The sequence below is a fragment of the Allosalinactinospora lopnorensis genome (assembly GCF_000981225.1).
Classification (GTDB): domain Bacteria; phylum Actinomycetota; class Actinomycetes; order Streptosporangiales; family Streptosporangiaceae; genus Allosalinactinospora; species Allosalinactinospora lopnorensis.
Genome location: NZ_LAJC01000068.1, coordinates 1 through 12,551 on the forward strand (window position 1 = coordinate 1; position 12,551 = coordinate 12,551).

General features: G+C 70.4%; 9 protein-coding genes and 1 pseudogene. 4 read left to right on the top strand and 6 right to left on the bottom strand.

What is annotated here, in order from left to right; translation table 11 throughout:
• Positions 1 to 44 precede the first annotated feature (44 nt).
• From VS93_RS20800 to VS93_RS20815, 4 genes are all read right to left on the bottom strand, one after another.
• Complete coding sequence (locus VS93_RS20800) at positions 45 to 1,709, bottom strand: glycoside hydrolase family 13 protein (RefSeq protein ID WP_046471578.1); 1,665 nt, start codon at positions 1,707 to 1,709, stop codon at positions 45 to 47.
• Between the two features lie 65 nt (positions 1,710 to 1,774).
• Positions 1,775 to 2,578 (bottom strand): carbohydrate ABC transporter permease, encoded by an 804-nt coding sequence (locus VS93_RS20805; protein ID WP_046471579.1) that lies wholly within the window; start codon positions 2,576 to 2,578, stop codon positions 1,775 to 1,777.
• 445 nt (positions 2,579 to 3,023) lie between these two features.
• Positions 3,024 to 4,199 carry a site-2 protease family protein gene (locus tag VS93_RS20810; RefSeq protein ID WP_046471580.1) on the bottom strand — a complete coding sequence of 392 codons (1,176 nt, stop codon included), beginning with the start codon at positions 4,197 to 4,199 and terminating at the stop codon, positions 3,024 to 3,026.
• A gap of 113 nt (positions 4,200 to 4,312) precedes the next feature.
• A complete protein-coding gene (locus VS93_RS20815; RefSeq protein ID WP_046471581.1) occupies positions 4,313 to 5,314 on the bottom strand; it encodes a LacI family DNA-binding transcriptional regulator in 1,002 nt (333 codons plus the stop codon).
• A 288-nt stretch (positions 5,315 to 5,602) separates the two neighbouring features.
• Between VS93_RS20815 and VS93_RS28480 the strand changes: the two are divergent.
• Positions 5,603 to 6,248: pseudogene (locus tag VS93_RS28480) on the top strand (alpha-amylase family glycosyl hydrolase); the annotation flags it as partial.
• Positions 6,249 to 6,470: 222 nt separating this feature from the next.
• Here the strand turns inward: VS93_RS28480 and VS93_RS20825 are convergent.
• Together VS93_RS20825 and VS93_RS20830 are read right to left on the bottom strand one after the other, a co-directional pair.
• Positions 6,471 to 7,499: a FecCD family ABC transporter permease gene (locus VS93_RS20825; protein WP_046471583.1), complete on the bottom strand. Its 1,029-nt coding sequence runs from the start codon at positions 7,497 to 7,499 to the stop codon at positions 6,471 to 6,473.
• Positions 7,496 to 8,560: a FecCD family ABC transporter permease gene (locus VS93_RS20830; protein WP_046471584.1), complete on the bottom strand. Its 1,065-nt coding sequence runs from the start codon at positions 8,558 to 8,560 to the stop codon at positions 7,496 to 7,498. The genes VS93_RS20825 and VS93_RS20830 overlap by 4 nt, the downstream gene beginning before the upstream one ends.
• Positions 8,561 to 8,706: 146 nt before the next feature.
• Here VS93_RS20830 and VS93_RS20835 point away from each other — a divergent pair, with 146 nt between their 5' ends.
• The 3 genes from VS93_RS20835 (at position 8,707) to VS93_RS20845 (ending at position 11,952) form a co-directional block, all read left to right on the top strand.
• A complete protein-coding gene (locus VS93_RS20835) occupies positions 8,707 to 9,720 on the top strand; it encodes an ABC transporter substrate-binding protein (protein WP_046471585.1) in 1,014 nt (337 codons plus the stop codon).
• Between the two features lie 108 nt (positions 9,721 to 9,828).
• Positions 9,829 to 10,698 carry a siderophore-interacting protein gene (locus VS93_RS20840; RefSeq protein WP_046471586.1) on the top strand — a complete coding sequence of 290 codons (870 nt, stop codon included), beginning with the start codon at positions 9,829 to 9,831 and terminating at the stop codon, positions 10,696 to 10,698.
• A gap of 150 nt (positions 10,699 to 10,848) precedes the next feature.
• The gene (locus VS93_RS20845; protein WP_156184956.1) at positions 10,849 to 11,952 is read left to right on the top strand and encodes an endonuclease/exonuclease/phosphatase family protein; all 1,104 of its coding nucleotides are present in this window, start codon (positions 10,849 to 10,851) and stop codon (positions 11,950 to 11,952) included.
• Positions 11,953 to 12,551 lie beyond the last annotated feature (599 nt).

The following is a 12,551-nucleotide window of genomic DNA, read 5'->3' on the forward strand; positions in this document are numbered from 1 at the left end:
CACGCGGGCGAGCCCCGCCCCGGCGCGGCGGACGGGGCCGGCGGTCACAGCGCGAGCCAGACCGCGGTGTCCGGCGGAAGGCGGTCCTCCTCCAGAGGGCCGCTGGCAAGCAGCACGCGTCCGCGGGGGAGCGGACAGGGCCGGTTGGACAGGTTGGCGACGCAGCCGAACCCGGGGGCGCGGGTGAAGGAGAGCGCTCCCTCGTCCGCCTCGCTCCACTCCAGTTCACCCTCGCCAAGGGCGGGATGTTCCCGGCGGAGTCGCAGCGCCGTCCGGTACAGCCCGAGCACGGACTCCGGACGGCCGTCCTGCGCCCGTGCGGTGTACTCCTTCCACTCCTCGGGCTGGGGCAGCCAGGGCTCGGCGCCGCTGCCATCCGGGGAGAAACCGAACGGCGGAGCGGTGCCCGACCACGGCAGCGGTACCCGGCAGCCGTCCCGCCCGCGTTCGGTGCGCCCGGACCTCTCCCAGATCGGGTCCTGCAGCACCTCGTCGGGAAGGTCCTCGACCTCCCAGAGGCCGAGCTCCTCTCCCTGGTAGACGTAGGCACCGCCCGGCAGGGCCAGCATGAGCAGCGCGGCCGCCCGGGCCCGCCGGAGACCCAACTCCAGGTCGAGCGGGGTCTCAGCGGAGAAGCGCCCGCCGTAGGGCCACTCCTGGAGCGAACGGCCGTAGCGGCTGGGGTGGCGGATCACGTCGTGGTTGGACAGCACCCAGGTGGCGGGTGCGCCGACCTCCTCCAGGTACGACGTGGTGGTGTCGATGACCTCGCGGAAGGCGTCGGCGTCCCACGGACAGCGCAGGAAGTCGAAGTTGAACGCCGTGTGCAGGCGGTCGGAGCGCACGTAGTTGGCCAGCCGGTCCGGGGTCGGCGTGTGCGCCTCCGCGACGAACTTCCGGTCGCCCGGGTACTCGTCGGCCACCCGCCGCCACGCGCGGTAGATCTCGTGCACCGCGTCCCGGTCCTGGTGCGGGTGCGCACCAGCGGGGTAGGCACTGGTGTCGTCCAGCAGGTCCGGCAGGTCGGCGTCCTTGACCAGTCCGTGCGCGACGTCGATGCGGAAGCCGTCGACGTCGCGGTCGAACCAGAACCGCAGGACGGACTGGAACTCCGCGTGCACCTCCGGGTTCTCCCAGTTCAGGTCCGGCTGCTCCGGGGCGAACAGGTGCAGGTACCACTCTCCCGGACTGCCGTCCGGGTCGGCGGCCCGCGTCCACGCGGACCCGCCGAAGGCCGAGCGCCAGTTGTTGGGGGGTTCGGCGCCGTCGGGGCCGCGGCCGGGGCGGAAGACGAAGCGCTCCCGTTCCGGGCTGCCGGGGCCGGCGGCCAGCGCCGCCCGGAACCAGACGTGCTGGTCGGAAACGTGGTTGGGGACGATGTCGGGGATCACGCGCAGCCCGTGTTCATGGGCCTCGGCGATCAGTGCCTCCGCCTCGGCGAGGGTGCCGAACCGGGGGTCGATGTCGCGGAAGTCCGCGACGTCGTAGCCGGCATCGGCCTGCGGCGAGGGGTACCAGGGGGTGATCCAGAGCGCGTCTACGCCCAGGTCCCGCAGGTAGGGCAGCCGGGAGCGGATGCCGGCGATATCGCCCATGCCGTCACCGTTGCCGTCGGCGAAACTGCGGATGTAGATCTGGTAGATCACGGCGTCCCGCCACCACGGGGCGGTCCCGGACCGCGCCGAACCGGTCGCGTCGGTGCCATGCATGCGGGGTTTCCCTTCTCTGTGGCGTCCACCGCCGGGAGAGCGGCGGGTGCCGGTTGTACGCGGGGTCATTTCACTCCGCCCGCGGTGAGACCGGCGATGATGCGGCGCCGGCAGATGAGCACCAGGAGGACCAGTGGGATGGTGACCACAACGCCGGCGGCCATCTGGGTGCCGAAGGGCAGCTCGAACTGCTGGGCGCCGGTGAACTGGGAGATGGCGACGGTGACCGTTTGCATCTTGGGTCTATTCACTATCGTCAGGGCGATGATGAACTCGTTCCAGGCCATGATGAAGGTGAGGACGGCCGCGGTGAACATGCCGGGCAGCGCGATCGGGAGGATCACCTTGCGGAAGGCCTGGCCCGGCGTGCAGCCGTCGGCCTGGGCCGCCTGTTCGAGATCGAACGGCATCTGCTTGAAGAACGTCGTCAGCAGCCACACCGTCAGCGGCAGCGCGAAGGAGAGGTAGGGCACGATCATCGCCTGGTAGGTGTTGATCCAGCCGATGTCGGTGAAGAGCTTGAGCAGCGGCACGATCAGCGAGATACCGGGGAACATGACGGTGGCGATGATCGCCGCGAGGACGATTTTCTTGCCCCGGAAGGTCAGCCGGGCCAGGGCATAGGCCGTGGTCGTGCCGATGACGAGCGTGAGGGCCGTCGTGATGCCGGCCACCAGGAAGCTGTTCAGCAGCGCCCGGTGGAATCCCACGCTGGGGTCGAACACGGCGATCAGGTTTTCCGGTGACACCGATCTGGGGATGAGGCTGTTGTCGAACTGCTGGTTGGGCGGGCGCAGGGTGGTGGCCACCATCCAGTAGAACGGGGTCAGACAGAACAGCACGATCGCGGCCACACCCAGGTTGGGCATCCACCGCTTCCAGAGGGGTACCCCTGTCCTCGCCGGTCGTGTGGTCCTGCTGGTGGCCGGGGTTTCGTCGCGGGGTCCTGGAGCGTGGACGGCGCCGGAGGGGCGGCGCCGCGGCCACCAGGGGTCCGGATGCGGTCTGCTCCGGCGGCTGCCGTGCCGCGGTGGCGCCGTGGTCACGGAACACGCCGTGCCGCGAATCCCGGGGCCGGTGGGCCTCGTCGATGTTGGCCACGGCTTCTTCCGTTCCGTCGAACCGGCTTAACCAGGACTCCACGGGACCATACTGTGCCCCACACCTTAATGCAAGCGTTTGCAAAAAATCATGACAATCTTCGATACACACCCTGTTTATCAGTCAATTTCTGCTCAGTAGCGCTTGCAATGCTGCGGCGAAGGTGGGCACAGGGCACCCTCCGCCGGCCGCGCCGGCGGAGAGGGAGCACGCTCACCTGCGTGTGTTCAGATCCGCGCCGCGCGGCGGGTAGGGGTCGGCCGCGCGCAGGTCCGCGGCCAGGGCCAACCGTGATATGTCCGTCGGCGAGACGACCCCGATGACCCGCCCGACCTCGTCGAGTACGACGGCCCGGCCGTCGCTGCATCCGTACATGCGCGACAGGAGTTCCGTGATGGGCTCGTCGGCCGTCGCTGTCGGAACCTCCTCAGGGGCGCAGGCGATCTCCTCGAGCCGGGTGTCCGCCCGCCGGTCGGCCGGCACCGAGCGGATCCGGTTCAACGTGGCCAGACCGCTCAGCCGGCCGTACTCGTCGACCAGCGGGTAGGTGGAGAAGCGGTGCCGCAGCACCACGTCGCCGATGAACTCGGCGACCGAGGCCTGCGGCGGCGCCGTCACGAGGGAGTTCGACATCACTTCGCGCACCCGGACCCCGTGGAGCCGCGCCCCCAGCCGGACCTGCTCCTCCTCCGCGGAGGCCGCGTGCACCATGAACAAGCCGATCAGCGCCAGCCAGAGCCCGCCGATCCCGGCCAGGAACAGCAGTTGGGCGATCCCGAGCCCGATCAGCGCCAGGCCGAGGAAGCGGCCCGCGCGGGCGGAGATGGTGGCCGCGCGGGCGCGGTCCCCGGTGCCCCACCACAGTGCCGCCCGCAGTACCCGGCCGCCGTCCAGCGGCGCCGCGGGAAGCAGGTTGAAGACCGCGAGGATGATGTTCGCCGAGGCGAGGAAACCGAACACCGCGACGGCCGGCTCCCCCCATATGGGGATCACACCGGCCGCACCGGTGAGAATCCCGAACACGATGCCGAGCCCGAGGCTCGTCGCCGGGCCGACGGCGGCGATCGCCAGGTCGCTGCGCGGTGTCGTGGGTTCCCCCCGCATCTGGGCGACCCCGCCGAGCAGCCACAGGGTGATGCCCTCGATTTCGACGCCCATGGCCCGGGCGACGAGGGCGTGCGACAGTTCGTGCACCAGGATCGAGAACACCAGCAGCAGCGCTGCGACCAGCGCGGCCAGTGCGTGCGCGGTGAACGACCAATCGGGGAACCAGATGGGGAAGACCCCGTACGTCAGGCCCAGCCCGACGAGCAGGATGATCACCAGTACCCCGATATTGACGCCTACCGGAATTCCGAACCAGCGGCCCAGCCCTAACGTGGTTCGCATCGTCGCCCCTGTTCCCGGGCGCCCCCCGCCCGTGCGGTTGCCCCTACGGTCGGTGATGCCCGCTACCCGGTCAGCCGCAACCCATGTGGCGGGACGGAAAGGCCGCCGGGGTCTCAGGAGGTCAGGTTCCGCGTGCTGCGAGGGGTCGACGTCGACTGGCGCACGACAAGCCGGGTTTCGAGCTGGACGTGCTCGGGTTCGGAGTCGGGAGCGTCGATGACCCGGTCGGCCAGCCGGGCCGCGCACGCACCCATGTCGAAGACGGGCTGGGCCATGGTGGTGAGGTCGAGGAGTTCGGCGGTGTCGCTGTCGTCGAACCCCATGACCGAGACGACCTCGGGAACGTCGAGGCGCGACCTCCGCAGGACCCGCAGCACGCCCATGGCGACGTCGTCGGACTCGGCGAACACCGCCGTCGGCGGTACGTCCAGGGACAGCAGGCGTCCCGTCGCCAGCGCGCCGCCCTCGTGCCCGGGCCGTTCCGTGACGACCAGCGGTTCGGCGCCCGCTGCGGCCATCGCCTGCCGGTACCCGCGCAACCGGTCGCGGGAACTCCACGAGAACCCGGTCGCGTCACGGGAGTTGATGTAGGCGATCCGCGTGTGGCCGAGGTTGAGCAGGTGCCTGGTGGCCGCCGCGGCCGCCGCGCTGTTGTCGATGAACACGCTGGGCCGGCACTCGACGAACTGGCTGCAGAAGACGACCGGCACGCCGATCTCGTCGAGCTGGGCGATCTCCTTCTCGTCGAGGTCGAGGGCGATCGCGACAACGGCGTCCACGTTGCTCCGCAGGGGCAGCGAGCGGATGCAGCCGTCGAGCTCGTCGACGTCCCCTACCTGGTAGACGAGCATGTCCCGACCGCTTGAGCGCATCTGGGTGTTCATTCCCGCCAGCGCGACGCCGAAGAACCACGGCTGCAGGAACGGGACGAGTACCGCCACACGCCCGGTGCGCCCGGTGACCAGGCTGGAGGCCCCCCGGGAGACCACATAGGACAGCTCCGCGGCGGCGCGCTCCACGTTCTCCCGCACCTGCGGGGCCACACCCGGGGCTCCGCGCAGCGCGCGGGAGACCGTCGAAAGGGAGACGCCCGCCCGCTCAGCGACGTCGCTCATCCGGGGATGCTCAGGAACCGCCATGTCAACGATGCTACTGAGGGTCCGCCGCCGGCTGGGCGGCGCGGGAATATCCCGGCCTGTCGCGGGCCGCTCCGCGCGGCCTTCGCCGAGGACCGCTGCGCTCGTCTCGGCACACCTTTTTGGTAGCGTTCCCAGGCGGTTTTCCACTGCTATTTTTCCACTACCTGCGTGCAGTTGATTTTCGATTGACTTCACCGTGGTGCGATTGGCATCGTTTGCAGACACTTCGGCGGCAGTGGTCCCGCGGTCCGGCGAAAGGACACCATGACGGTCGAGCAGTCCACCCCCTGGTGGCAGAGCAGCGTCGTCTACCAGGTCTATCCGCGCAGCTTCTACGACAGCGACGGTGACGGCATCGGCGACATCCCCGGGATCACCGAGAAACTGGACTACCTGAGGCTGCTGGGGGGTCGACGTCGTGTGGTTCTCACCGGTGTATCCGTCGCCGGGCGACGACAACGGCTACGACATCAGCGACTACTGCGACATAGCGCCGGAGTTCGGCACGATCGAGGACTGGGACCGGCTGCGCGACGGGCTGCACGCACGCGGGACGCGCCTGGTGATGGACCTCGTGGTGAACCACACCTCCGATCTCCACCCGTGGTTCGTCGAATCGCGCGCCTCCGTTTCGTCCCCGCGCCGCGACTTCTACATCTGGCGCCGGGGTGTGGACGGCGGCCCGCCGAACAACTGGGGCTCGGCGTTCTCCGGCTCGGCATGGGAGTACGACGAGCGCACCGGCGAGTACTTCCTGCACCTGTTCGGGCGCCGCCAGCCCGCCCTCAACTGGGAGAACCCGCGGGTGCGGTCGGCCGTGCACGAAGTCATGCGCTGGTGGCTGGACCGCGGCGCCGACGGCTTCCGCATGGACGTCATCAACTTCGTCTCCAAGGACCCCGACCTGCCCCGGCCGAGGCGGCCGGGCCGGACGGCCCGCGGCTGGTCCTTGGCAACTACCGCGATCCGTCGGGCTTCGGCGAGCTCGCGCCCTACGAGGCCAAGGTCTACCTCGACGGCTGACCGCCCCGACCGGTGCGGCGACCGCCGTCCTCGCGGCCGCGATCCGTTCTGCGGGGCCGAGGCACGGGGCGCCCGACACCGCAGGCGCACGGTCCTCAGCCGGCTGCGGTCAAAGCCGCCCAGCCCGGCGCTCCGCCGTGAGCAGCCACACGAGGTAGCCGCCGCCCAGGAGGCCCGTTACGACGCCGACCGGCAGTTCGTGCCCGGGGAAGGCGCGTTGCGCGACCCAGTCGGCGACCACCAGCAGGGCCGCTCCCATGCACAGCGACGCCGCCAGGTTCGGGCCCGGAGCCCGGGTCAGCCGGCGCGCCAGGTGCGGTGCCGTCAACGCGACGAACAGCACGGGCCCGACGGCGGCGGCGGCGAACGCGGCCAGCAGCACCGCCGCCGCCAGGAGCGTCAGCCGCACCCGCTCCACCCGTACACCGACCGCGTTCGCGGTGTCGTCCCCCATCTCCAGCATCTGCAGCGCGCGCCCGCAGCCGAAGAGCACCACCGGCACCAGCACCAGCATCGCGCCCAGCAGCGGCAGCGCATTGGCCCAGTCCCGGCCGTCGAGGCTTCCGGTCAGCCACAGCACGGCGCGCGCCGCGTCCACGATCTCCGCCCTCGTCAGCAGGTAGCCGTTGACACCGGTGAGGATCGCCGCGGTGCCGATCCCCACCAGAACGAGCCGGTAGCCGTGCAGCCCCCGGGGCCACAGGACCGCGTAGATCAGCACTCCGGTGGCCACTCCGCCGAGCACCGCTCCGACCGACAACCCGAAGCTGTCCGCACCGAGGAGCACGATCGCGGTCAGCGCCCCCGCTGCCGAACCCTGAGTGAAGCCGAGTATGTCGGGACTGCCCAGCGGGTTGCGCGTCAGCGCCTGGAACACCGCTCCCGACAGCGCCAGAGCGGCCCCCGCGAGCAGCGCCGTGACCGTTCTGGGTAGCCGTATCCCGTGGACGATGAAGACGTCCGCCGGAGCGCCGGCCCCCGTGAGAGCGCGGAGCACATCGCCGGCGCTCATCGGATACGGGCCGCTGCCGATGGCGAACACCGCCGCCACCACGGCGGCGAGCGCGCACGCCGCCCCGACCGCGAGCGTCCGCGACCGGAAACGGATGGACCAGTCCCCGCGGCGTATGACACTCATGCCCGCGCCACCCTTCGCCGCCGGACCAGGAACAGGAAGAACGGGCCGCCCAGCACGGCCGTCATAATGCCCACCTGGAGTTCCGCCGGCCGTGCCAGGATCCGCCCCAACACGTCGGCGCCGAGGAACAGCACGGGTGCGAGCACAGCGCAGTAGGAGAGCAGCCAGCGAAGGTCGGGTCCGGTCAGCGCGCGCACCAGGTGCGGCACCGCCAGCCCGACGAAGACGATCGGCCCGCAGGCCGCCGTGGCCGAGCCGCACAGCAGTGTCACCGCTGTCATGGCGAGCGCCCGGGTGCCGACGGGGGTGGTTCCGAGCGCGCGCGCCGCTTCGTCGCCCAGTGCGAGGGCGTTCAGCGGCCGGGCCAGAGCGAGCGCCAGCAGCAGTCCGGCGAGCACGAACGGGGCCACCTTCGCCACCGTTTCGATCCGGGCGTCGGCCAGTGAGCCGACCGTCCAGAAGCGCATCCTGTCCAGTGAGGCGGTGTCCAGCAACTGCACCGCGTTCACGTAGGAGTAGAGCGCCGCGCCGATCGCGGTCCCGGCGAGCGCCAACCGCGCCGGAGTGGCCTCGCGCCCGCCGCCGACCACGTAGACCAGAACGGAGACCAGTGCCGCACCCAGGAACGCGAACCAGATATAGCCGGTGAAGGTGGCCACCCCCAGGAAGGAGATCGCCGAGACCACGGCCGCCGACGCACCCGCGTTGATCCCCAGGATCCCCGGGTCGGCGAGCGGGTTGCGCGTCAGCGCCTGCATCACGCCCCCGGCGAGCCCGAGCGCGCTCCCGGCGAGCAACCCCAGCAGCGTGCGCGGCAGCCGCATCTCGTGCACCACGGTGTAGTCGGCCGAACCGCTGTCGACGAGGCCGTGCCACACCTGCTCCAGGGGCAGGTGCTTGGCGCCCACCGCCAGGCTGAGCGCAGAGGCGGCGAGCAGGAGCAGCAGGGCGCAGAGCAGTCCGGCCGCGCGCGCCGCGTGCGGACCGGGGACCGGCCGGCTGCCGAAGGGCTGGGGGGTTGCCGTTCCCGCCTCGGCTCGTTGGGAGGAGCGGAGGGACACGTGCGGGCTCCGGTTCGGGAGGGGGACCACGGACACCGGTAAAGGTATTGGTTAGATTAACCTAACACAGGTTAGGCTAAGCTACTCTTTGCTTCGGTTGCTGCCCCCAGCTCCGGATCCCCCATGCAGTGAAAGGACGCAAGCTCATGCCGCGTGTTCGTTCCCATCCTCTTTCCCGCCGCGGACTGCTGACCGCTTTCGGTGCGCTCGGTATCGGAAGCCTGGCCACCGCGTGCGGCGGCGCGCCCTCCGGCTCCGAATCGAAGGGAGGTTCCTGGAGCTTCGAGGACGACCGCGGAACGACGGTGCAGACCGACGGGCGGCCCGAGGCCATCGTCGCCTTCGTGGGAACCGCCGCTGTCCTCCACGACTACGGAATCGAGTGCGTGGGGGTGTTCGGCCCCACGAAGGGCGAGGACGGTGAGGCCGACGTCCAGGCCGGCGACCTCGACGTCGACAAGGTCACGGTCCTCGGCAACGCCTGGGGCGAGTTCAGCATCGAGGAGTACGCGGCACTCGAGCCGGACGTGCTGATCTCCAGCATGTACGAGGAGGACACCCTCTGGTACGTCCCTGAGGAGAGCGAGGAGGAGATCCTCAGCATCGCCCCGAGTATCGGGCTGAACGTCGCTGACGTCTCGCTTCCCGAACCGCTGGAGCGCCACGCCGAACTCGCCGAGGCTCTCGGGGCCGACCTGAACTCCGAGCAGGCGACCGAGGCCAAGAAGCGCTTCGACGAGGCCTCCGACGCCCTCCGGGAAGCCGCCGAAGCCAACGGCGGCATCAAGGTCATGGCCGCCTCCGGCGACGCCGACCTGTTCTACGCCTCCAACCCCGAAACCGCTGCCGACCTGCGCTATTTCCAGGAGCTCGGCGTCGACTTCGTCATCCCGGACAATCTCGACGAGGGCGGCTTCTTCGAAAGCCTCAGCTGGGAGAACGCCGACAAGTACAGCGCCGACCTCATCATGCTCGACAACCGGAGCTCGGCCCTGCAGCCGGAGGACCTCGGCTCCAAGCCGACGTGGAAGGAGCTGCCCGCGGTCGAGGCCGACCAGGTCATCCCCTGGGTGAGCGAGCCCCGCTTCTCCTACGCGGGGTGCGCTCCGCTGATCGAGGACCTCGCCGAGGCGATCCGGGAGGCCGAGAAGGTCGGCTGAGCACGCTCTCCGCGAAGGCGCCCCGGAAACCGCCGTGTCCCACCCGCCCAGCGCCGCCGAGGACGGTGACCTGGGACCGTCCATCCACGAATCAGGAGTTCCCGCGCAATGGCCACAGCAACAGCCGCCACCGCCGTGCCGTTCCGCTTCTTCGAGCTGAGTGTCGTGCGGACCGAACGCCTTGGGCCCACCATGCTCCGGATCACCTTCGGCGGCCAGGAGCTCGGCGGCTTCGCCACCGGTAGCCGCGACCAGCGTTTCAAGCTGTTCCTGCCGCACCCCCACCAGGAGACTCCGGTCGTTCCCACCGAGGCGGGGCAGGAATGGTTCGCGAGGTGGCGGGCCATGGACCCGGCGGTCCGGGGCATCATGCGTTCCTACACCGCGCGCGACCAGCGCCGCGATCCCGACGAGCTCGACGTCGACTTCGCGCTGCACGGCGACAGCGGTCCCGCCTCCCGCTGGGCGGCGCGGGCCCGCCCCGGCGACCGCGTCACCGTCCTCGGCCCGGTCGTCGAGGACAACGGCGGGGTCGACTTCCGCCCGCCGCCCGGTACCGACTGGACGCTGATCGCCGCGGACGAAACCGCGCTGCCCGCTGTCGCCGGGATCCTGGAGTGGCTGCCGGCGAGCGCCCGCGCCAAGGTCTGGATCGAGGTCCCCCACCCGGACGACCGGCAGTACCTGCCCACCGAAGCCGACGCCGAGATCACCTGGCTCTTCCGTAGTGAGGCCGCCCAGCAGGGGCGCGGCGGCCTTCTCGACGCCGTGCGCGCCGCCGAACTGCCCGAGGGCGCCCTCTACGCCTGGATCGCAGGGGAGGCCGGAAGCGTCCGGGCCATGCGCCGCCATCTCGTCGGCGAGCGCGGATTCGACCGCAGGGCCGTGACGTTCACCGGCTACTGGCGCCTGGGCGCCACCGAAGAGGAGCTCGTCGCGGAAGCCGTCTCCGCCGCGGCCCCCGGCCGCGACGACTGACAGCCGGGATGGTGGAGATGGCGCCGATCGGGGGGCCGACCAGCGCATGACTGGTGCTCCGGCTGTCCTTGGCGGGAATCGGATCCCCCGGTCCTGTCCGCGGGGAGGTAAAGTCGCTCAAGCTTGCCATAGCCGAAGGAGGAAGCTGTGGTGGGAATATGGGCGTGGCTGCGCCGCTGCGGGCAGAGGTACGCGGTGCCTCTCGTGCTGGCCGGCGGGATCATGGGCGCTGTCGTGCTGGCCTCACCCGGGGCGGCCGGCGCCGTCACCGACGAGATGAGACGTGCGCTGTGCACCGTGTTCGGCGGGACCTACTGCGCCCCACCGGAGGAGGCGGCCGTCTTGGGGGGTACCGAACGGGAGAACTGCTCCGAGTGGGCCGGGGCCGAGGAGGCGCCGCCCGCCCGCGCTGATGGCAGCCGGCGCGAAAGGCAGCGGATCGGCACGTTCAACATATACGGGAGTCTGGGGCACGCCGGCGACGCGGAGCCGATCGTCAGCACCGTCGTCGACAGCGTCAAGCAGCGCACACCGGTCTTCCTCGGACTGCAGGAGGTGTGCGAGACCCAGTCCTTCGCCCTGGCGGCCAGGCTCGCCCCCTATGGCTACAACGTGTACTTCGACCCGACCCCGAAGGACTCCTACGACTCCGGCGAGTACGCCACCTGCAAAAACGGCGCGCGTTTCGGCAATGCGATCGTGTACCGGGCGGACTTCGCCGACGACATCGCCAAAAGCAGCCACGACCTCAACACCCCGGACGGGCAGAGCACCAAGAGGCGGGCACCGTGCGTGAGCTCGGAGTCCAAGGGGGCCGTGTTCTGCACGGCCCACCTGACCGCCAAATCGGAGAAGGACGACAGAGAGGCGGAGAGGCGGGCGGAGGCGGCGGCCCTCAAAGACGTCCTAGCCGAGAAGTACCAGGGCATGACCGTGCTGCTCGGCGGTGACCTCAACGACGAACCGGTTTCGGCCGCGCTCGACGACTTCTACGACCCGCGCTACGGCGCCGGTGCGGACGGCGACCTCAAGGAGGCCGACAGTGTCGGTCAGGGGAGCGGACGAAACGGCGGCTGCCGGGACGGCGCTCTGACCCTCAGGGTCATCGAGGAGCGGTCCGGAGTGGCGGTCGAGGTCACCAAGTTCAAGCTCGACTACCTCTTCGTCTCCAACGACGTCGAGATCCACGGAACCGAAGTCGATGAGGACAGGGTCTCCGACCACAACTCCCTCTGGTCCGATGTGACCTTCTGAGACACCCGGTGCGGGAGCGGCGCGGAAGCCCCTTCCCGGTGGGAACCGGTCTCTCGGTACCTGACCGCGCCGGCCGGGTGACCGCGGACTCACGCACACCGGAGCCGGCGGACCGCACCGCCGACTGGTGCCCACCGGGGCTCCCGATCCCCTCCCAGCCGGGCGGTTCCGACCCCGGCAGGATGGCTCCCACCGGCCTGAACTTGACCCGAAAATGACCGTGGGCGACCTTCATACACGCGGCGTGACCTGCCTACGATGTGCCCAATGGGCAGCCCAAAGGGCCCAATGCCCGCGTGGGATCCTGCGGCGGGTGCTCCGCGGACCGGCACCCCGCCGCCAGAGGCGTGGAGCCGCGAGCGCCTTTCCAGCCGTTGCGATCTCTCCTCCCTCCCCGTGTTGTTCGACGGCCGTGATGAGAAGGGGACTCCGCGGCCAGTGCCGAGTGCGGTCGACGTGCCCGTCCCTTTCCGCGTCCTGATCGGCCGCTGGCCGAGAGCAGGCAGCGCGGGGCGTTCACCGGAAGCACCGGAACGCCGCCCGCAAAGGGGCGGCGCCCGCGATCCGCGGGCGCAGCCTGTGGCGGCACACATCCTCCA